This window comes from Massilia sp. AB1 (assembly GCF_018119385.1).
In the GTDB taxonomy this organism is placed as follows: domain Bacteria; phylum Pseudomonadota; class Gammaproteobacteria; order Burkholderiales; family Burkholderiaceae_D; genus Telluria.
The window spans coordinates 1-21,918 of the sequence record NZ_JAGKSG010000034.1; the positions used below are offsets into that span (position 1 = coordinate 1).

15 protein-coding genes are annotated in these 21,918 nt (G+C 64.5%); 9 read left to right on the forward strand and 6 right to left on the reverse strand.

Annotation, left to right across the window (positions count from 1 at the left end; all coding sequences use genetic code 11):
* Positions 1-99: 99 nt before the first annotated feature.
* Entirely contained in the window at positions 100-555 is a 456-nt protein-coding gene (locus tag J8847_RS17780; RefSeq protein WP_211526045.1) for a rhodanese-like domain-containing protein, read from the reverse strand.
* 295 nt (positions 556-850) lie between these two features.
* Here J8847_RS17780 and glnA point away from each other — a divergent pair, with 295 nt between their 5' ends.
* From glnA to corA, 5 genes are all read left to right on the forward strand, one after another.
* Entirely contained in the window at positions 851-2,266 is a 1,416-nt protein-coding gene (gene glnA / locus J8847_RS17785) for a type I glutamate--ammonia ligase (RefSeq protein ID WP_211526046.1), read from the forward strand.
* Positions 2,267-2,425: 159 nt separating this feature from the next.
* The gene (locus tag J8847_RS17790) at positions 2,426-2,935 is read left to right on the forward strand and encodes a DUF4124 domain-containing protein (RefSeq protein WP_373999935.1); all 510 of its coding nucleotides are present in this window, start codon (positions 2,426-2,428) and stop codon (positions 2,933-2,935) included.
* Complete coding sequence (glnL, locus tag J8847_RS17795) at positions 2,932-4,005, forward strand: nitrogen regulation protein NR(II) (RefSeq protein ID WP_211526048.1); 1,074 nt, start codon at positions 2,932-2,934, stop codon at positions 4,003-4,005. The genes J8847_RS17790 and glnL overlap by 4 nt, the downstream gene beginning before the upstream one ends.
* A 64-nt stretch (positions 4,006-4,069) precedes the next feature.
* A complete protein-coding gene (gene ntrC, locus J8847_RS17800; RefSeq protein ID WP_211526049.1) occupies positions 4,070-5,563 on the forward strand; it encodes a nitrogen regulation protein NR(I) in 1,494 nt (497 codons plus the stop codon).
* Positions 5,564-5,641: 78 nt separating this feature from the next.
* Entirely contained in the window at positions 5,642-6,613 is a 972-nt protein-coding gene (gene corA / locus J8847_RS17805) for a magnesium/cobalt transporter CorA (RefSeq protein WP_211526050.1), read from the forward strand.
* A gap of 163 nt (positions 6,614-6,776) precedes the next feature.
* On the opposite strand, the gene J8847_RS17810 is transcribed toward corA, so the two are convergent.
* A complete protein-coding gene (locus J8847_RS17810; protein ID WP_211526075.1) occupies positions 6,777-7,580 on the reverse strand; it encodes an EamA family transporter in 804 nt (267 codons plus the stop codon).
* 59 nt (positions 7,581-7,639) lie between these two features.
* Complete coding sequence (locus tag J8847_RS17815; protein WP_211526051.1) at positions 7,640-9,256, reverse strand: NAD(P)/FAD-dependent oxidoreductase; 1,617 nt, start codon at positions 9,254-9,256, stop codon at positions 7,640-7,642.
* A 574-nt stretch (positions 9,257-9,830) separates the two neighbouring features.
* Here J8847_RS17815 and J8847_RS17820 point away from each other — a divergent pair.
* Entirely contained in the window at positions 9,831-12,878 is a 3,048-nt protein-coding gene (locus J8847_RS17820; RefSeq protein ID WP_211526052.1) for a hypothetical protein, read from the forward strand.
* A 76-nt stretch (positions 12,879-12,954) separates the two neighbouring features.
* Here J8847_RS17820 and J8847_RS17825 read toward each other — a convergent pair whose 3' ends face one another.
* A complete protein-coding gene (locus J8847_RS17825) occupies positions 12,955-13,911 on the reverse strand; it encodes an IS1595 family transposase (protein ID WP_211526053.1) in 957 nt (318 codons plus the stop codon).
* Positions 13,912-14,088: 177 nt separating this feature from the next.
* Positions 14,089-14,814: a 16S rRNA (uracil(1498)-N(3))-methyltransferase gene (locus J8847_RS17830; RefSeq protein ID WP_211526054.1), complete on the reverse strand. Its 726-nt coding sequence runs from the start codon at positions 14,812-14,814 to the stop codon at positions 14,089-14,091.
* Positions 14,815-15,168: 354 nt separating this feature from the next.
* Here J8847_RS17830 and J8847_RS17835 point away from each other — a divergent pair, with 354 nt between their 5' ends.
* The 3 genes from J8847_RS17835 to gap all read left to right on the forward strand — a co-directional run bounded on the left by J8847_RS17835 (position 15,169) and on the right by gap (position 21,294).
* Positions 15,169-18,033, forward strand: coding sequence for a TonB-dependent receptor domain-containing protein (locus tag J8847_RS17835; protein WP_211526055.1), 2,865 nt, complete (start codon positions 15,169-15,171; stop codon positions 18,031-18,033).
* Between the two features lie 173 nt (positions 18,034-18,206).
* Entirely contained in the window at positions 18,207-20,204 is a 1,998-nt protein-coding gene (gene tkt, locus J8847_RS17840; protein WP_211526056.1) for a transketolase, read from the forward strand.
* Between the two features lie 79 nt (positions 20,205-20,283).
* Positions 20,284-21,294 carry a type I glyceraldehyde-3-phosphate dehydrogenase gene (gene gap, locus J8847_RS17845; RefSeq protein WP_211526057.1) on the forward strand — a complete coding sequence of 337 codons (1,011 nt, stop codon included), beginning with the start codon at positions 20,284-20,286 and terminating at the stop codon, positions 21,292-21,294.
* Positions 21,295-21,577: 283 nt separating this feature from the next.
* Here gap and J8847_RS24370 read toward each other — a convergent pair whose 3' ends face one another.
* Positions 21,578-21,712 (reverse strand): hypothetical protein, encoded by a 135-nt coding sequence (locus tag J8847_RS24370; RefSeq protein ID WP_267875458.1) that lies wholly within the window; start codon positions 21,710-21,712, stop codon positions 21,578-21,580.
* Positions 21,713-21,918: the final 206 nt, after the last annotated feature.

Genomic DNA, 21,918 nt, shown 5'->3' on the forward strand with positions numbered 1-21,918 from the left:
GGCCTTCGCCGGAATGACGGTCTGTGGGCTTGCCACTAGCATTGGAATCGTCGTCCCGGCGCAGGCCGGGACCCAAGTTCTCGGCAAACATCACCGTTCTTACGCTCCGATCCACGGCAGACCAGCTTTACACCACCCCCCGATGGTCTTGCGGTGCCCCTCCGCATCCTTGTCCCCCTCAAAACCTTCGAGAATGTCATACGACTGCGCGAATCCATGTTCGGTCGCCACCCGCGCGCTATGCCGCGAGCGCACCCCCGAGCGGCACAGGAACAGCAGCACCTCATCCTTGCGCGCCACCTTCTCCAGCTGCGCACCGAACTCCGGATTCGGCACCCCGCCGGGATAGGTGGCCCACTGCACCGCCGCATGCTGGGCGTCGGGAATCGCCACCCGGCCGACCCAGTCGCGTTCGGCATTGGTGCGCACATCCACCAGTTTCACATTCGGATCGGCCTGGAGCAGGGCGAAAGCCTCGTCCGGGGTCACCGCGCCCGCATAGGGCTGGCCTGCGGCGCGCTGGCGCGCGGCCTCGAGAATTTGTTCGGGAGTCATTTCGTGTGTCCGTTTTCGAGCATAAAAGCGCGATGCACCATCCTGGATCAGTGTATGCTGCGCTGCCGTGGTGCATTTTGCATGGATTGCACCAAAGTGGTGCGCGTAGGCCGGGACTGAATCGGACGGCCGTGCATCCGTATAGGGCGATTTTATGGGTAAACTCGCCCGTTTCCAAAGAACGAATTATGCATTTGCTCATGCTTCAAGCTTGGCATGGTTCCTGCTTTAAGAAGACGTATGTTGTCGGTTCGCATTAATGCGCGACACACCCTTTTCAACTAGGAGATTCCGAATGGCAAAGACCGCCGCAGACGTAATGCAGATGGTTAAGGACAACGAAGTCAAGTTCGTTGATTTTCGCTTCGCCGATACCCGCGGCAAAGAGCAGCACGTGACCGTGCCCGTGTCGCACTTTGACCTGGACAAGTTTGAATCGGGCCACGCTTTCGACGGTTCGTCGATCGCCGGCTGGAAAGGTATCGAAGCGTCGGACATGCTCCTGATGCCGGACCCGAACACCGCCAACCTCGACCCGTTCATGGAAGAGACCACCCTGTTCATGCAGTGCGACGTGATCGAACCGTCGGACGGCAAGGGTTACGACCGCGACCCGCGCTCGATCGCCAAGCGCGCCGAAGCCTACCTGAAATCCTCGGGCATCGGCGACACCGCCTACTTCGGCCCGGAGCCGGAATTCTTCATCTTCGACTCGGTCCGCTGGCGCATCGACATGTCGGGCTGCTTCGTCAAGATCGACTCGGATGAAGCCTCCTGGTCGACCGACAAGGAAATCGAAGGCGGCAACAGCGGCCACCGTCCGACCGTCAAGGGCGGCTACTTCCCGGTCCCGCCGGTCGACAGCTTCCAGGACATGCGTTCGGAAATGTCGCTGATCCTCGAATCGATGGGCATCCCGGTCGAAGTGCACCACCACGAAGTGGCCGGCGCCGGCCAGAACGAACTCGGCACCCGCTTCTCGACCCTGGTCGAGCGCGCCGACTGGACCCAGAACCTGAAGTACGTGATCTGGAACGTGGCCCACAGCTACGGCAAGACCGCGACCTTCATGCCGAAGCCGATGGCTGGCGACAACGGTTCGGGCATGCACGTGCACCAGTCGATCTGGAAGGACGGCAAGAACCTGTTCGCAGGCGACGGCTATGCCGGCCTGTCGGAAACCGCCCTGTACTACATCGGCGGCATCATCAAGCACGCCAAGGCCCTGAACGCGATCACCAACCCGGGCACCAACTCGTACAAGCGCCTGGTGCCGGGCTACGAAGCCCCGGTCAAGCTGGCCTATTCGGCCAAGAACCGTTCGGCATCGATCCGCATCCCGCACGTGGCGAACCCGAAAGGCCGTCGCATCGAAGTGCGCTTCCCGGACCCGCTGGCCAACGTCTACCTGTGCTTCGCCGCGCTGCTGATGGCCGGCCTGGACGGCATCCAGAACAAGATCCACCCGGGCGAAGCCGCGACCAAGGACCTGTACCACCTGCCGCCGGAAGAAGACAAGCTGATCCCGACCGTGTGCGCCTCGCTGGAAGAAGCGCTGGACGCCCTGAACAAGGACCGCGAGTTCCTGACCCGTGGCGGCGTGTTCAGCGACAGCATGATCGACGCCTACCTCGACCTGAAGATGCAGGAAGTGCAGCGCATGCGCATGACCCCGCACCCGGCCGAATTCGACATGTACTACTCGTCGTAATCAGGCTGGCAAGCGAAGTGTTGCGGCCTGGCAACGTGAGCTGCAAGGCCGTGTAACAAAGACGGGGAAAGCCATGGCTTTCCCCGTGCTGTTTTCGGGATCGGGTATAGTCGCGGTGGACTACACTATGTGCACGTTTATTGTGCAAATTTGTTTCTGATGAGAATGACATTCACCCGTGCTATCCTTGTACTGGCCGCCGGCATCGTACTCAGCAACACCGCCGCCGCCCAGACTCCCGTCTATAAATGCGTCGATGCCGAAGGCCGTGTCGAGTTCACCGACAGCAGCCGGCGCGGCTGCAAGCCGCTCGACCTCGGCTACCTGCCGCCGGCGGCGCCGCGTGCGTCCGCGCCGATTCCAGCGGTGCGCCCGAGCAGCCCGCCGCCTGCCGCCGCAGTGAGCCCGGCCGCCTTCCCGCGCGTCGACAGCGCCCAGCAGCGTGAACGCGACAACGACCGCCGCGAGATCCTGCATGACGAACTGCGTTCCGAGGAAAAGAAATTGGCCGACCTGAAGCGCGAATTCAATAACGGCGAGCCGGAGCGCCAAGGCAACGAGCGCAATTACGCGAAATACCAGGAGCGCGTGTCCGGCATGCGCGACGACATCAACCGCAGCGAACGCAACGTCGAGGCGCTGCGGCGCGAGATCGCGAACCTGCGATGAGCGCGCGCGAGGACGCTGTCCGCTTCGCAGGTTTGGACTTGCTGGCCTCGGCCGTGCTGCTGACCGACGGCGCCGGCCAGGTCCGCTACGCCAACCCGGCGGCGGAAAACCTCCTCGAACTCTCGCTCAAGTCGCTGCAGCGCTACAAGCTGCCGGAGCTGTTCACCAATGGCGCCGAACTGAGCGCCTTGTGCGCCCAGGCGCTGGCCCACCAGTACGCCGATCTGCGCCAGGACCTGAGCCTGCAACGCGCGGGGCGCGAGCCCCTGCAGGTCAACAGCATCGTCAGCGCACTCGGCGACGGCGAACTGCTGATCGAGCTGCGCGAGAACGTCCAGCAGCTCAAGCTCGACCGCGAAGAGCGCATCCTCGACCAGAGCCAGGCCAACAAGGAACTGATCCGCAACCTGGCCCACGAAATCAAGAATCCGCTCGGCGGCATCCGCGGCGCGGCCCAGCTGCTCGAGCTCGAGCTCCCGCCGCACCACCTAGCGGACCTGCAGGAATACACGCAAGTCATCATCAAGGAAGCCGACCGCCTGCAGACCCTGGTCGACCGCCTGCTGGCGCCGCATCGGAAACCCCATATCGTGGGCGACGTCAACATCCACGAAGTCTGCGAGCGCGTGCGCAGCCTGATCCTGGCCGAGTTCCCGCACGGGCTCACCATAAGGCGCGACTACGACGCCTCGATTCCCGAGTTCCGTGGCGACATGGAGCAGCTGATCCAGGTGGTCCTGAACATCGCCCACAACGCCGCCCAGGCCCTGGCCGGGCGTATCGCCCAGGGCGATGCCGAGATCGTGCTGCGCACCAGGGTGGCGCGCCAGGTCACCCTGGCCAAGGTCCGTTATGGGCTGGCACTAGATTTGCATATCATCGACAATGGACCGGGCATCGCGCCGGAGATCCGCGACCGCATCTTCTATCCGCTCGTATCGGGACGCGAAGGCGGCAGCGGCCTTGGGCTCACCTTGGCGCAAACCTTCGTGCAGCAGCACCTGGGGGTGATCGAGTGCGAAAGCCGGCCTGGACTGACGGATTTCCGCATCCTGCTGCCGCTGCCATAAGCTGGACGCAGGGGAGGGAAGAAGCAGTCCTCCATTGAAGCCATGTTGCGGGAAACACGAATACATGAAACCAATCTGGATTGTCGACGACGATGCATCGATCCGCTGGGTGCTGGAAAAAGCCCTGGCGCGCGAAAGCCTGGAGACCCGCAGCTTCGCCAACGCGCGCGACGCCCTGGCCGCTTTCGAGCTTGATGCGCCGCAGGTGCTGGTATCGGACATCCGCATGCCCGGCGAGTCCGGCATCGACCTGCTGCAGGCGGTCAAGGCGCGCCATCCCGGCCTGCCGGTCATCATCATCACGGCGTTTTCCGACCTCGATTCCGCGGTCGCTTCCTTCCAGGGCGGCGCCTTCGATTATCTCGCGAAGCCTTTCGACATCGACAAGGCGGTGGCCCTGATCCGGCGCGCGCTGGAAGAGAGCCTGCGCGAGGCCAGCGTTGAGGCGGCGCCCGCCGAAACGCCCGAGATCCTGGGCCATGCGCCCGCCATGCAGGAAGTCTTCCGCGCCATCGGCCGCCTGTCGCAGTCGAACGTGACGGTCCTGATCACGGGTGAGTCCGGCACCGGCAAGGAACTGGTGGCGCGAGCCCTGCACAAGCACAGCCCGCGCGCCCACGATCCCTTCATCGCCCTGAACACGGCGGCGATCCCGAAGGACCTGCTGGAATCCGAACTGTTCGGCCACGAGCGCGGCGCCTTCACCGGCGCCCAGGCGATGCGGCGCGGCCGCTTCGAACAGGCCGAGGGCGGCACCCTGTTCCTGGACGAGATCGGCGACATGCCCTTCGACCTGCAGACGCGCCTGCTGCGCGTGCTGTCCGACGGCCACTTCTACCGCGTCGGCGGCCACCAGCCGGTCAAGGCCAATGTGCGCGTGATCGCGGCCACCCACCAGAACCTGGAGCAGCGCGTGCGCGACGGCCTGTTCCGCGAAGACCTGTATCACCGCCTCAACGTGATCCGCCTGCGCCTGCCGTCCCTGCGCGAGCGGCGCGACGACATCCCCATTTTGGCGCGCCACTTCCTGGTGCAGAGTGCACGACAATTGGGCGTCGAACCGAAGCGCCTGAGCGAGCAGGCGACGCGCTACCTGGCAGGGCTGGAGTTGCCGGGTAACGTGCGCCAGCTGGAAAACCTGTGCAACTGGATCACCGTGATGGCCCCGGGCCAGACGGTCGAGGTCAAGGACCTGCCGCGCGACCTGACCCAGGGCGGCCAGGGCCAGCAGCAGGCCGTGCCGCTGTCGGAAGGCACGCTGGGCGCGTCCCAGCCCGCGGTGGCGCCCGCCATGCAGGGAGGCGATGTCCAGGCGCTGCCGCTGTCGCCGGAAGGCTGGGTGGGATTGCTGGAGCTGCAGGCTGCCGGCATGCTGAGCGCCGGCCAGATGGACGTGATGGACGTGCTCGGGCGCCAGTTCGAGTCGGCCCTGATCCGCACCGCCCTCAAGCACACCCACGGGCGCAAGAACGACGCCGCGATGCGGCTCGGGATCGGCCGCAACACGATCACGCGCAAGATCGGCGAGCTGGGGATCGACGGCGCACGCGACGAGTGAGGAAAATGACGGGCAGGGCAGGGGCGATGGTGTAAGCTCATGCATCGGCCTTCGTCGGCCCGTCATGTCACTTCACTCATGCTGATCAACTGTGTCGCCTACCAGGAAGGCAAGAAGCTGTCCGATGTCCCGGTCGAGGACATCAGCGAATACCTGAAACAACCCGACGCCTTCGTCTGGGTCGCGCTGCGCGATCCCACCGAAGCCGAGATCGCCGCCATGCAGGACGAGTTCAGCCTGCATGAGCTGGCCATCGAAGACGCCGCGCGCGGCCACCAGCGGCCCAAGCTGGAGGAATACGGCGAGAGCATCTTCGTGGTCGCGCACATCGTCGAAATGCACAAGGACGAGCTGTGCGTCGGCCAGCTGGCCGTGTTCGCGGGGCCGAACTACGTGCTGTCGGTGCGGCGCGATTCCAGCCAGGGCTTCCTCGGCGTGCGCGCCCGCGCCGAGCGCGAGCCGCACCAGCTGCGCAAGGGCGCCGGCTTCGTGCTGTACGCGCTGGTCGACGCCGTGGTGGACCGTTATTTCCCGGTGGTCGACATGCTCGAATCCGAGCTCGAATCGATCGAGGACCACATCTTCGGCCAGCAGGGCAAGCAGCAGCGCGCCAATGTCGAACGCCTGTACGAGCTCAAGCGCAAGGCCCAGCTGCTGCGCCACGCCGTGGTGCCGCTGATGGACGCGGTCGGCCGACTGTACGGCGGGCGCGTGCCGAGCGTGGTGATCGAGACCCAGGACTACTTCCGCGACGTGCACGACCACCTGGTCCGCATCGCCGGCAGGCTGGATGCGGTGCGCGACACCATCAACACCGCGATCCAGGTGACCTTGTCGATGGTGGCGATCGAAGAGAACGACATCAGCAAGAAGCTGGCGTCCTATGCGGCGATCTTCGCGGTGTTCACCGCATTCGCTGGAGTGTGGGGGATGAACTTCGAGTTCATGCCGGAGCTGAAGTGGAAGTGGGGGTATCCGTTCGCGCTGGGGACGATGGTGGCGGTGTGCGGGTATTTGTACTGGCGGTTCAAGAAAGCCGGCTGGATCTAGCGGCCTGCTGCCTCAGTACGTCGTACCTGCCACTGGCAGCTACGACTTCCGGCGAAGGCCGGAACCCAAGTTCGAAGCGCGGCCGCCGACTTCAAACGATAGCGATATGCGTGCAAACTTGGGTTCCGGCCTTCGCCGGAACGACGTGCAAGCGTTTACGGAGCTACTCGCTGCCCCGCGCCGTCGCCGCCGCCCCCGCCGATGCAAAGATCACCAGGCAAATCGCCGCCCACTGCATCCCCGTCAAGCTTTCACCCAGCATCAGGTACCCGGCCAGCGCCGCCAGCGCGGGGCCGGCCGACACCAGGATCCCGAACACCCGCCGCGGCAGCCGCGCCAGCGCCATCATTTCCAGCGTATAGGGAATCGCCGACGACAGCAGCGCCACCAGCAGCCCGCCGCCCAGCATCGCCGGCGTGAACAGCGCCGCGCCCGCCTGCGCCACGCCCACCGGCACCGCGAACACGCTGGCCGCCAGCATGCCCCAGGCCACCGCGTCGGCGCCGCGCAGGGACGACACGCGCTTGCCGTACACGATGTACATCGCCCAGCAGAAGGCCGCGCCCAGCGCACAGGCCACGCCCAGCGGATCGAGCGCCACGGTGTCCGTCTGCAGGGGCAGCAGCAGGCCCAGGCCGAGGGCGGCGCAGGCCACCCAGGCGAAGTCGCGCGCGCGGCGCGAGGACAGGATCACGACCGCGAGCGGCCCGGTGACTTCGATCGCCACCGCGATGCCGATCGGGATGCGCGCGAATGCGCCGTAGATCAGGAGGTTCATGAGGCCCAGCATCACGCCGTAGACCAGCAGGTTGCGCGCGTCCTCGCGGCTGGGCAGGCTGCGCCAGGGGCGCACGGCCAGCAGCAGCATGAGGGCGGCCAGGCCCACGCGCAGGGCCGTCATGCCGGCGCTGCCGACCACGGGGAACAGCTGCTTGGCCCAGGCGGCGCCGGCGTTCACCGACACCATCGATCCCAGGATCGCCAGGCCGGGCCCGAAGGCCCTCACTCCACCACGCACGAAGCGGTTCAGCCGGCCATCGCCAGGGCGACCGCTTCGGCCACCCGGATGCCGTCCACCGCGGCCGACATGATGCCGCCCGCGTAGCCCGCGCCTTCGCCCGCCGGGAACAGGCCGCGCGTGTTCAGGCTTTGCAGGTCGCTGTCGTTGCGCTTGATGCGGATCGGCGAGGAAGTGCGGGTTTCGACGCCGGTCAGCACCGCGTCTTCCTTGTAATAGCCCTTGATCTGCTTGTCGAAGGCGACGAAGGCTTCGCGCAGCGCGAGGATGGCGTAGTCCGGCAGCGAAGGCGCCAGGTCGGTCAGGTGCACGGCCGGCCTGAAGGAAGGCGTCACCGAGCCGAATTCGGTCGAAGGCACGCCGCGCACGAAGTCGCCCATCAGCTGGCCCGGCGCGTCGTAGTTGCTGCCGCCCAGCACGTAGGCGCGCGACTCCAGCTCGCGCTGGAAGGCGATGCCGGCCAGCGGGTGGCCCGGATAGTCCTCGGGCGTGATGCCGACCACGATAGCGCTGTTGGCGTTGCGCTCGGCGCGCGAATACTGGCTCATGCCGTTGGTGACCACGCGGCCTTCCTCGCTCGAGGCGGCGACCACGGTGCCGCCCGGGCACATGCAGAAGCTGTACACGGAGCGGCCATTCGAGGCGTGGTGCACGATCTTGTAGTCGGCCGCGCCGAGCAGCTTGTTGCCGGCGTTCGGGCCGAAGCGGCAGACGTCGATCAGGGACTGCGGGTGCTCGACCCGGAAGCCGATCGAGAAGGGCTTGGCCTCGATGTAGACGCCGCGCTCGTACAGCATCTCGAAGGTGTCGCGCGCGCTGTGGCCGATGGCGATGGTCAGGTGGCGGGTCGGGATCTCCTCGCCGCTGGCCAGGCGCACGCCCTGGACCTGGCGCACGCCGTTTTCTTCCGAGATCATGACGTCCTCGACGCGCGACTCGAAGCGGATCTCGCCGCCCAGGGATTGAATCTCGGCGCGGATCTGCTCGACCATCTTCACCAGGCGGAAGGTGCCGATGTGCGGCTTGCTGACATACATGATCTCTTCCGGCGCGCCGGCCTTGACGAACTCGGTCAGGACCTTGCGGCCGTAGTGCTTCGGATCCTTGATCTGGCTGTACAGCTTGCCGTCCGAGAAGGTGCCGGCGCCGCCTTCGCCGAACTGCACGTTCGACTCGGTGTTGAGCTTGCGCTTGCGCCAGAAGCCGAAGGTGTCGACGGTGCGCTCGCGCACGATCTTGCCGCGCTCCAGCACGATCGGGTTCAGTCCCATCTGCGCCAGGATCAGGGCCACGAACATGCCGCAGGGTCCCATGCCGATCACGACCGGACGCGGGGTGCCGGGTGCCGGCCTGGCGGCCTCGACGAACTTGTAGCCGGTGTCGGGCGAGGGCATGACGTGCTGGTCCTTGACCAGGCGCGCCAGCACGGCGGCCTCGTTGCGCACCTCGGCGTCGATGGAATAGATCAGGACGATGGCCGATTTCTTGCGGGCGTCGTAGCTGCGCTTGAAGACCGTGAAATCGGTCAGGTCGGCATCCGCGACGCCGAGGCGGGCCAGGATGGCGGCGCGCAGGGCGGGTTCCGGATGGTTCAGGGGAAGCTTGAGTTCGTTAATTCGGAGCATGGAGAACGGTTGCTAGTGAGGCAACAGGTGAGCGGACAAAGGTTCTATTTTACCGTTTGCACGTCTTCCAGGCTCTGTATGTATCATGAGAGAATAAATACATACACATTCCCTAGTTTTCCGGAATAGCCATTCTTTGCCTAACTAAAAGGCAAAATGTTTCCACTACAAAACTAAATCGGAACAATATTCGGCATTTATCGTTCTGTTGCAAATTTACGATTGAATTTCCGTAAAATAATTCCGCTCCGTACAGTCGTCTTATTGCGCACCATTGCGGTGCGCTCCCCAGCGAAAACGGTGCTGCGCTGCACCAAAAACATCCATTTTAAATATTTTTAAACTGAAAGTGTTGTATGCCTGCATATTTTTCTAATTTTTATTGACGGAGCAATTTTTGGCATGCTCTCATATGTGAGTTCGTATCGATTGTCAGCCTTTCGAGAGAATGAACGTTTTTGCCGCAGAGGAGAGCCCGTTACACCGGGAGCGGCGAATCGTGGAGTCAAGTGATTCAAATATGACCACCATTGGCCGGTTGCTACAGCAGCCGGCCCCAAGAACAGGAAATCACATGTTGAAAAAAACAGTACTAGTTCACGCTTTGAGCCTGGCCTTCGGCGGCGCCGTCATCGGCGTCGGCGTGATGGCACCGGCAATGGCACAGTCCAACGCTACCGGTACCGTCTACGGCACCGTCGCCCCGGGCGCCAAGGTCCAGGTGATCGTGGAAAACGTCGAAACCGGCCTGCGTCGTACGCTGACCCCGGACGCACAGGGCCGCTTCACCGCGAGCTCGCTGCCGACCGGTTCCTACCGTGTTTCGCAAGTGCGTGACGGCAATGTCATCGCCACCACCCAAGTCGAGACCAGCATCGGCCAGAACTCGGAAGCGATCTTCCCGTCGGCTAACGTGCAGACCGTCCAGGTCACCGGCACCCGTACCACGATCGACGTGACCAGTACCAACAGCGGCGCAACCTTCAGCGCCAAGCAGCTGGCAGCCCTGCCGATCGGCCGCAACGTCGAGGCAATCATCCAGCTGGCCCCGAACACCACCCGCGCCGACTCGCGCTTCGCCGGCGGCGCCTCGTTCGGCGGCGGTGCAGCATCCGAAAACTCGTACTACATCAACGGTTTCCCGGTCGTGAACCCGCTGACCGGCCTGGGCGCATCCCAGCTGCCGTTCGGCGCGATCGCTGAAGCACAGGTCCTGACCGGCGGCTTCGGCGCCGAGTTCGGCCGTTCGATCGGTGGCGTGGTCAACATCATCACCAAGAGCGGTACCAACACCTGGGAAGCCGGCGGCATCGTGACCGTCGAGCCGAAGTCGTGGCGCGCCAAGCCGCACGACATCTACTATGCGCGCACCGGCGCATCGTACAACTCGGGCACCGACGGCACCCTGCGCCTGGCGCGCCAGGAAAACACCCTGGACCGCAAAGTCTACGGCGCCTATGTCGGCGGTCCGATCATCAAGGACAAGCTGTTCTTCTTCGCAGCGGCTGAAAAGACCGACACCGACGAAGGCCTGGTCAACGGCTTCCGCGTCGGCACCTCCAACGCCGCCAACGGCTGGCGCGATCGCAACACCAAGATCGAGCGCTACATGGCGAAGGTGGACTTCAACATCACCGACAACCACCGCCTCGAGTTCACCACCCTGGGCGACACCCCGGAAGTGACCAACCAGGACAGCGGCTTCAACTACGCGACCCGCACCCGCACCGGCACCGTCACCTCGACCGCGACCCGCATCAACGTCGACAACAACGGCGGCAAGACCAACATGCTGAAGTACGTTGGTAACCTGACCGACGACCTGACCGTGACCGCCCTGTACGGCCGCACCAAGTCGACCCACGAGAACATCTTCCCGGGCTACCAGCCGGACCTGTTCCAGATCTCGTCGACCCCGTCGGACCGCGTGCCTGGCCTGAACTACAACAACCCGCAGGCGATCTCGGGCACCGTGCTGGCTCCTGGCTCGATGGACATCGTCAAGTCGGGCCGCTTCGACATCGAATACCGCCTGGGCGCCCACACCCTGCGCGCCGGTCTGGACCAGTCGAAGATCGAATCGCTGAAGGCCGGTGAATTCCGCGCCGGTGGCGGCATCTGGACCTACTTCCGTACCGACACCCCGAACGAGGCGCTGGACGGCCCGGCAGGCGTGCTGATCCCGGCGCCGGCGACCGGCGGCGGCTACGGTACCCAGGGTTACTATGTGACCCGCGACCTGTTCTCGACCGTGACCGATTCGTACGGCGAGCAGAGCGCGTTCTACCTGGAAGACAAGTACCAGGTCACCAACAACCTGATGGTGACCCTGGGCGTGCGTAGCGAATCGTTCAAGAACCAGAACGATTCCAAGACCACCTTCCTGGAGATGAAGAACCAGATCAACCCGCGTATCGCAGCATCGTGGGACGTGAACGGCGATTCGAGCATGAAGGTGTTCGCGACCGCGGGCCGTTACTCGGTGCCGATCCCGACCCACATCTCGGTGCGTGGCGCAGGCCGTTCGACCTTCACCGCCCAGTACTTCACCTATAGCGGCACGGACGCCAACGGCGCACCGACCGGCCTGGTGCAGCTGAGCCAGCCGCTGTCGAACAACAACGAGTACGGCCAGGACAAAGTGGTCGCCACCCTGGCGGCCCTGGACATGGATCCGGCTTACCAGGACGAGCTGACCGTCGGCTTCGAGAAGGCCTTCTCGCCGCAGCTGAACTTCGGCGCCAAGGCAACCTACCGTAAGCTGAAGTCGACCATCGACGACTTCTGCGACGTGCGTCCGTTCGAGCGCTACGCCGATGCCAACAACATCGACATCACCAACCCGCTGTGGGGTAACACTTGCCAGACCTTCAACCCGGGTCAGGACAATACCTTCATGGTGGACTTCGCTGGCGATCCGGCCCGCCTGACCAAGGTCTTCCTGAGCGCGGAAGAGCAGGGCTTCGACAAGCCGAAGCGTACCTACGCTGCGGTCGACCTGTTCGCCGAGCACCCGTTCCGCAACGGCTGGTACGGCAAGGTGAGCTACACCTGGTCGCGCAACAAGGGCAACACCGAAGGCCAGGTCCGTTCGGACAACGGCCAGGCTGACGTCGCCGTGACCTCGACCTGGGACTACCCGGAGCTGATGGAAGGCGCCTACGGCTACCTGCCTAACCACCGCAAGCACCAGGTGAAGGCATTCGGCTTCTTCGAAGTCACCAAGGAAATCGTGGTCGGCGGTAACATGCTGATCGCTTCGGGCCGTCCGCGCAGCTGCATCGGCAGCGCAGCCGCTCCTGGCGATTCGCCGAACTACAGCAACCAGACCTTCTACTGCGGCGGCGCAAGCCGTGCTCAGAACGTCCTCACGCCGCGCGGCACCGTTGGCAACCTGCCATGGGATCACCGCTATGACGTGAACGTGGCGTACAAGCCGATGTGGGCGAAGGGTCTGCAGTTCCGCGTGGACGTGTTCAACCTGTTCAACAGCCAGACCGTCCAGAACGTGACCGAAGCGTACAACAACGGTACCCGTATCAGCAGCCTGTACCAGACCCCGCTGTCGCTGACCGCACCGCGTTCGGCACGTCTGTCGGTGATGTACGATCGTAAGTTCTAATCATGGTTGACGCGGCCTTCGGGCCGCCATTCCGCAAAGCCGCCTTCGGGCGGCTTTTTTCATGGCGCTGTCGCTGTTACGTGTGGAAGAGGCCCATCGCCGCTCGTAGGAATCGCTCAGGCGAAGCGATGCGCGCGCCGTCCAGCGCCCATTGCCAGCCCAGGTAGTTCGGCAGGTAACGCGAGGCGACGCCGTGAAAGCGCGCCAGCCATTGCCGGAAGCGCCGGTGGTAGGCGTTCACGTTCTGTACATGGACCGCGCCACGCACACGCTCGCCGGCGCGCAGGTTGACGCATTCGTGAGAAATGCCGGCTTCGCGCGCGAAGGCCCGGTAGGCGGCATGCGCATCGGTCACCAGCAGCACGTCCGGATCGAGCACGGGCAGTAGATGCCGGAACAACTGCTTCTTCGTCACCGCGCCCCGGCCGGTGATGAAATCGTGTGTTTGCCCGGTGCGGTCGCGGGCAACGAGGACGCAAACGTGCTCGTGCGAGATGCCGCGCGTGGAGGCCACCCCACCGCGCCGGCGCGCCGGGCGGTTCAGCTGGCGCGAGCCTTTTTGCGATTCGAGCAGGAACAGCTCGTCGGCTTCGGTGATGCCGTTCAGGCGCTGCGGCCTGTCGTGTTTGGCAAGCTCCAGGAAGCGGTGACGCCAGCGAAAGCTCGTGTTCCGGTGCACGCCGACCGCCTTGGCCGCCGCGCGTACGCTGTTGGCGTCCAGCATCTTGTCGAGGTAATCGAGCCATTTGGCGCGATGGCGCAGGCGTGACAGCGGTGTGCCGCTCAGGGCGGTGAAGGTCTTGCCGCATGCGCGACAGCGATAGCGCTGCAGGCCGCGGTTCCGGCCATGCCGATACGGCCGCTCGGCCTTGCACACCGGACAGCAGGGAGGGGGCCTGTCCGCTCCTTCGATCGCTTCGCAGAGCCGGTCCAGTCCGAGCGCCGGCGCCAGCATCTCCAGGAGTCTGCCGCGCTGATTTTTGGTCAGCAGCGGCAGCTGCCGCAACCACTTCGTGAATCGCCTGCCTTCCATTTCCGCCCTCCGCCGTCGAAGTTGATTAACGACACTTGGACAAGGACGGAACTCGGCAGTTCAATTTCTACACTTAACGCGGACAGCGCCTTTTTCATTGGCGCTGTCGTAAGATTGGAAGTCGGATGCCGCGTTCCGCCCGGCGGAACGGGAGAGGATGTGGAAAAGACGGGGGGCTTAGACTCCGCCCCAGGCCCCGGCCAGGATGGCCAGGGCGGCCAGGCCGGCGGTCTCGGTGCGCAGTACCCGCGGCCCCATGCTCAGCGAGAGCGCGCCGGCGGCGACGGCGGCCGCTTCTTCCTGCGGACTCAGGCCGCCTTCCGGCCCGATCAAGAGCGTCGCCGCTTGCGGCGCCGTGGCGCGCGCCCAGCCGGCGAGCGACTCGGTGGCGCGCGGGCTGAGCAGGAACACAGGCCCGCCGGACGGCTGGGCCAGCCATTCCGCCAGCGTGGCAAGCGGACGTACTTCCGCCAGCCGGTTGCGCCCGCACTGCTCGGAGGCAGCGACCACCACGCCGCGCCAGTGCTCCAGGCGCTTGTCGGCGCGCTCGCCGGACAGGCGCACCACGCTGCGCGCGGCGGCCAGCGGCTGGATCGCGCTTGCCCCGAGTTCGACCGCCTTCTCGACGATCCAGTCCATTTTCGCGCCCTCCGGCAAGGCCTGGGCCAGCGTCAGCGCGTAGGGGGGCTCGGCCTCGACCGCTTCGAAGGCGCTCACCTGGGCCGTGGCGCGCTTCTTGTCGACCTCGACGAGCGTCGCGGCGTATTGGCCGCCGCGGCCGTCGAACAAGGTGAGCGCCGCGCCCGCCTGGAGGCGCACGACGTGCAGGTGGTGGGCGACGTTGGCCGGCAAGGCCACGAGGGCGCCGGGCAGCAGGTCTTGAGGGCAATAGAAGCGGGGCATGCGTTCGATGGGCTGGGGGAGGACAGGTATTGTAGGGTTCGCGCCGCATGCAGGACAAGCAAGATGGAGGCGCACACGGTCCCGCCGGCTTCGCTTGGATGAGGAAGTTTGTTTCTTTTTAGATACAGCCGGGCCCAGGTATGTACATCTGCGTCACTAAGTATTGACAGTCAGCAAGCATAATGTTTTGATCTATTTACAAGTACATACAACCATGCTCAGGAGGCAGCTGTGTGTGCTTGCAGAGGGAGTGGGGGCCGGCGTCTTCATCCGGGAGCCGTACCGCATTCATGTTGTTCATTACGTCGGATTATAAAAATGATTAAAGAGAAGCTGATATCGCGCGCTGTACGTATGTCCCTGGTGGTCGCAGGCCTGGGCGCCGTGGCCCAGCCGGTGCTGGCCCAAGAAAAAATGACCGTGGTCGAGGTGACGGGTACCCGCATCACCTCCCCGGGCATCACCTCTAACAGCCCGATCTCGTCGATCACGGCCGCCGAAATCCAGACCACCCAGCCGGTCGCCGTCGAAGAGTTCTTCAAGGCCCTCCCGGCCGCCGTCCCGGCCATCGGTCCGGGCACCAATAACGGCACCGGCGGCGCGGCCACCATCGACCTGCGCGGCCTGGGCTCGAACCGCTCCCTCGTCCTGGTCAACGGCCGCCGCCTGGTGCCGTACAACCTGAGCGGCACCGTCGACACCAACGCCATTCCGATGGCCCTGATCAACCGCGTCGACCTGGTGACCGGCGGCGCCTCCGTGGTGTACGGCGCCGACGCCGTCGCCGGCGTGGCCAACTTCACCCTGAAGCGCAACTTCACCGGCCTGGACATCACCAGCACCTACGGCGCCACCAGCGAGCACCGCGACGCCAAGCGCCGCCGCACCGACATCACCATGGGCAGCAGCCTGGCCGACGGCCGCGGCAATGTGGTGCTGAGCATCGGCAAGACCACCACCGACCCGCTGACCCAGGGCGAGCGCGACTACGGCATCACCAGCCTGAACTCGGTGACCGGCGCCCCGACCGGCTCGGCCACCGCCGTCCCGGCCCAGTTCTCGACCAGCCAGGGCGTCGGCGGCACCACCGCACTGTCCGGCGCATGGCAGATCAATCCGACCACCGGCCAGCTCGTCCAGCCGGTGGTGCCGTACAACACCAACCCGCCGAACTTCTACCAGACCGGCCTCGACCGCACCCAGGCGACCGTGCTGGGCAATTACAAGATCAACAACTACGCCGACGTCTACACCGAAGTGTTCTACACGACCAGCAAGGTCGCGTCGGCGCTGGCCTCGTCCGGCACCTTCGGCAACACCTTCCAGGTCCCGATCGGCAACCCCTACATTCCGCAGCCTGCGCGCGAGCAGATCTGCGCACGCCGCGGCATCCCGGCAGCGAACTGCGTGGCCGGCAACGCCACCATGGTGCCGCTGCTGGTCAACCGCCGCATCACCGAGCTGGGCCCGCGCTACAACGACTTCGACACCGACACCCTGCAGTACACCCTGGGCGTGAAGGGCGACCTGGTGGGCGAGTGGACCTATGACGCCTACTGGAGCCGCGGCACCTCGGACCAGACCCAGATGCGCCGCAACTGGGGTTCGCTGGCCAAGGTCGGCCAGGCCCTGAACGCGCTCAGCACCACCGCCTGCGTCAACCCGGCCAACGGCTGCGTGCCGCTGAACGTGTTCGGCGCAGAAGGTTCGATCACCCCGCAGCAGGTCGCCTTCATCAACCAGACCGCGATCCTGATGCAGACCGTCGAGCAGGACGTGGCGCAGGCTTCGGTGTCCGGCAACCTGGGCGACACCCTCCGCAGCCCGTGGGCGGAAGACCCGATCGCCGTGTCGCTGCTGGCCGAGCGCCGCAAGGTGAGCGCCGGCACCCAGTCCGACGCCGCCTCGCAGATCCAGGGCGAAGTCCTGGGCACCGGCGCGCCGACCCCGGACCGCCGCGGCAGCTTCAAGCTGAACGAGTACGCCGTCGAGCTGTTCATCCCGCTGCTCAAGGACAAGCCTTTCGTGCGCAGCCTGAACGCCGAGCTGGGCTACCGCGAAACCGAGTTCAAGACCGCCAGCAACTCGCGCAGCTACGGCAGCTGGAAGGCCGGCGGCGAATGGGCGCCGGTGAAATCCTTCCGTGTCCGCGGCATGCTGCAGAAGGCTACCCGTGCGCCGAACGTGAACGAACTGTTCGCACCGAACGTCACCGGCCTGTCGAACCTGGCGGCCGATCCTTGCCAGGGCGCGAACATCAACCAGGCCGCGGCGAACACCGCGGGCACCCTGTCGAACCTGTGCCGCCTGACCGGCGTGCCGCTGAGCGAGATCGGCAGCCTGCCGGCGCCGTCCTCGGGCCAGATCAACAACCTGAGCGGTGGCAACCCGAACCTGGGACCGGAATCGGCCAAGACCCGCACCTTCGGCTTCGTGGTCGAGCCGCTGCCGCGCCTGGCCGTGTCGGTGGACTACTACAAGATCCAGATCACGGACGCGGTCTCGTCGCCGTCGACCACCGACATCCTGGACCGCTGCTACAGCGCCGCGCAGAACCCGGGCTTCACCATGAACGAGTTCTGCGGCATGATCGGCCGTAACACCATCAACGGCACCTTCAACGGCAACGAAGCGCGCGGCGTCGCCACCCCGCTGTCGAACCTCGGCAAGCAGAGCACCGCCGGCGTCGACCTGAACGTGGCCTACCGCCTGAACCTGAGCCAGGTCGGCCTGGGCGCGAACTGGGGCAGCCTGGACATGAGCCTCGGTTCGAACTTCGTGACCGATTACCACTACCAGGCCACCCCGACCTCGGTGAACCGCGACTGCCTCGGCTACTACTCGATCGCCTGCAACAACGTGGTCAATGCGCCGGTGTACAAGCGCAAGTTCGCCCAGCGCACCACCTGGAACATGGGCGCCTGGTCGGTCGGCTACAACTGGCGCTACGTGAGCGGCGTCAACGAAGAGCCGGGCGGCACCGTCTTCCTGCCGCGCTTCTCGACCATCGACGCGTACCACTACGTCGACCTGCATGCGTCCTGGAGCGTCATGAAGAACGTGCGCCTGACCGCATCGGTCACCAACGCCTTCGACAAGAAGCCGCCGATCGTCGGCGGTTCCATCGGCGGCACCGGTCCGAACAGCGGCAACACCTTCCCGCAGAGCTACGACGCGATCGGCCGCTACATCACCCTGGGCGCGTCGGTCAAGTTCTGATCGTTTCGCCCCGTAAAAGCCCGGCGCCTGGCGCCGGGCTTTTTTTCGCCCGGCCGCGCCGGAATCGATTGCTTTCTTCCCGCTTTTGAATTCCAGCCGACCGGGTCTGGTAAAATAACGGGCTACGGCCAGCCGCACCGCCACCGCTTACCAATCCCTGATCTTCGTATCCCATGAAATCTACGCAAACCACCACCCTGATGGCCAACGCGATCCGCGCGCTGGCGATGGACGCCGTCCAGAAAGCCAACTCTGGCCACCCAGGCATGCCTATGGGCATGGCCGAGATCGGCGTCGCGCTGTGGGACAAGCACTACCGCCATAACCCGGCCAATCCGGGCTGGTTCAACCGTGACCGCTTCCTGCTGTCGAACGGCCACGGCTCGATGCTGCACTACGCGATGCTGCACCTGGCCGGCTACGACCTGAGCATGGACGACCTGCGCGACTTCCGCCAGCTGCACTCGAAGACCGCGGGCCACCCGGAAGTGGGCATCACCCCGGGCGTGGAAACCACCACCGGCCCGCTGGGCCAGGGCATCGCCAACTCGGTCGGCATGGCGCTGGCCGAATGGCTGCTGGGCTATGAATTCAACCGTCCGGGCTACGAGGTGGTGGATCACTACACCTACGCCTTCCTGGGCGACGGCTGCCTGATGGAAGGCATCTCGCACGAAGTCGCTTCGCTGGCCGGCACCCTGCGCCTGAACAAGCTGATCTGGCTGTACGACGACAACGGCATCTCGATCGACGGCCGCGTCGAGGGCTGGTTCACCGACGACACCCAGAAGCGCTTCGAGTCCTACGGCTGGAACGTGATTCCGAAGGTCGACGGCCACAATGTCGCCGCTGTCTCGGCCGCGATCGAGCAGGCCAAGCAGTCGGACCGTCCGACCCTGATCTGCTGCAAGACCATCATCGGCAAGGGCGCTCCGAACCTGGAAGGCGGCGACAAGGTCCACGGCGCCCCGCTGGGCGACAAGGAAATCGCGGCCGTGCGCCAGCACCTGCTGTGGGATCCGATCCCCTTCGACATCCCGGGCGAGATCTACGAAGCATGGGACGCGAAACAGCGCGGCGCCGAGGCCGAAGGCGCGTGGAATACCTGCTTCGCGGCCTACCGCGAAGCCCACCCGCAGCTGGCCGCCGAATTCGAGCGCCGCATGAAGGGTGAGCTGCCGGGCAACTTCAATGAAGTGCTGGACGCCGCCATCGCCGCCTGCGTCGAGAAGAAGGAAACCATCGCCACCCGCAAGGCCTCGCAAAACGCGATCCAGGCCCTGGCCCCGGTGCTGCCGGAATTCCTGGGCGGCTCGGCCGACCTGACCGGCTCGAACCTGACCAACTGGAAGGAATCGGTGGCGGTGCGCTCGGGCATCCCGGGCAACCACATCAACTACGGCGTGCGCGAATTCGGCATGGCCGCGATCCAGAACGGCGTGGCCCTGCACGGCGGCTTCATCCCGTTCGGCGCGACCTTCCTGACCTTCTCGGACTACAGCCGCAACGCCCTGCGCATGGCCGCGCTGATGAAGATCCGTTCGCTGTTCGTGTTCACCCACGACTCGATCGGCCTCGGCGAAGACGGTCCGACCCACCAGTCGATCGAGCACGTCTCGTCGCTGCGCCTGATCCCGAACCTGGACAACTGGCGTCCGTGCGACACCGTCGAATCCCAGGTGGCCTGGGGCGCCGCGGTGCAGCGCAAGAACGGTCCGTCGACCCTGATCTTCTCGCGCCAGAACCTGCCGTTCATGGAGCGTGACGCCGCCGCGATCGCCAACGTGGCCAAGGGCGGCTACGTGCTGCGCGACGCCGCCGACGCCAAGATCATTCTCATCGCCACCGGTTCGGAAGTCGAACTGGCGATGAAGGCGGCCGATGCGCTGGCAGCTGAAGGCGTGGCGGCGCGCGTGGTATCGATGCCGTCGACCGATGTGTTCGAACGCCAGGACGCAGGCTACAAAGCCCAGGTCCTGCCGCGCGGTATCCCGCGCGTCGCGATCGAAGCCGGCGTGACCGACTTCTGGTACAAGTACGTGGGCCTGGAAGGCGCGGTGGTCGGTATCGACACCTTCGGCGAATCGGCGCCGGCGCCGGTGCTGTTCAAGCACTTCGGCTTCACCGTCGAGAACGTCGTGGCCAAGGCCAAGTCCGTCATCTCGGCGTAATGTTTTCTACGGGCTGCCTCTGGCGGCCCGTTTCGCATGTGCGTTGTGAAAAAAGTTTTTTTCTAATCAGGAGCAAAGCATGACGATCAAGGTAGCAATCAACGGTTATGGCCGCATCGGCCGCAACATCCTGCGCGCCTTCTACGAAGGCGGCAAGAAGCAAGACATCCAGATCGTGGCGATCAACGACCTCGGCAACGCCGAATCGAACGCCCACCTGACCCGCTACGACACCGCCCACGGCAAGTTCCCGGGCACCGTCACGGTCGAAGGCGACAACATGATCGTCAACGGCGACAAGATCCGCGTGTTCGCGCAGCGTAACCCGGCCGAAATCCCGTGGGGCGAATTGAAAGTGGACGTGGTCCTGGAGTGCACCGGCTTCTTCACCACCAAGGAAAAAGCTTCGGCCCACCTGAAGGGCGGCGCCAAGAAGGTCATTATCTCGGCCCCGGGCGGCAAGGACGTCGACGCCACCATCGTCTTTGGTGTAAACCAGGACGTGCTGAAGTCGACCGACACCGTGATTTCGAACGCTTCCTGCACCACCAACTGCCTGGCCCCGCTGGTCAAGCCCCTGCACGACGCCATCGGCCTGGAAACTGGCCTGATGACCACCGTGCACGCCTACACCAACGACCAGGTGCTCACCGACGTGATGCACGAAGACCTGCGCCGCGCCCGTTCGGCCACCCAGTCGATGATCCCGACCAAGACCGGCGCCGCCGCCGCGGTCGGCCTGGTGCTGCCTGAGCTGAACGGCAAGCTGGACGGCTTCGCGATCCGCGTGCCGACCATCAACGTGTCGATCGTCGACCTGTCCTTCATCGCCAAGCGCGACACCACCGTGGACGAAGTCAACCAGATCATGAAGGCCGCGTCGGAAGGCGCCCTGAAAGGCATCCTGACCTACAACACCGACCCGCTCGTCTCGGTGGACTTCAACCACAACCCAGCATCGTCGAACTTCGACGCCACCCTGACCAAGGTCTCGGGCCGCCTGGTGAAGGTGTCGTCCTGGTACGACAACGAGTGGGGCTTCTCGAACCGCATGCTCGACACCACCGTCGCGCTGATGAACGCGAAGTAATCAAGACTGCTCGAGCAGCATCCGAAACCCCGGGGGCCGCAAGGTTCCCGGGGTTTTTTCATGCCGACGCGTTCTGACGGGAGACTTGGCGGAGATTATTCGATGGGCGCTGAATGGATGAGCATGATCCTGGAATCAGCAGGCCTGGAACTCGTTAATCGAACAGCGGGAAGGAGGTATTGGCGCCTGTATTTTGTATTAACAGGCGGGGGAAGGTATTCGCTAACAATGCGAAATGAAAGACCCCACGCGCCGCCGCGCGGCGAATGGGGTCTCGACCTGATTACATCGCGTAGTAGGCGTTGTACGGGCCCGGCTTCTTCAGAGGATCCGATTCATTCGGGTCGCTCGTCGGATAGCCTTCAACCACCACGCCGCCGGAGATAAAGTGGATTTCTTGCTCGTTCAGATCGATCATTTCAAACCTCATTAAGTTGAATTGTTCGCTGCCCTGTTGAACGAAGTTCAGCAGTGAAAGCGAAATGACTATAACAATTCGATTTTATTGGCGCAATAAGAATAGCGCCGATAAACGGCAGTCCCTTCATTTAATTCCGTCGGCATATCGATGCGTGATAATCCGTGGAATTCCATTCGTTCTTCCTGTTTTATCCGGTCGAATGT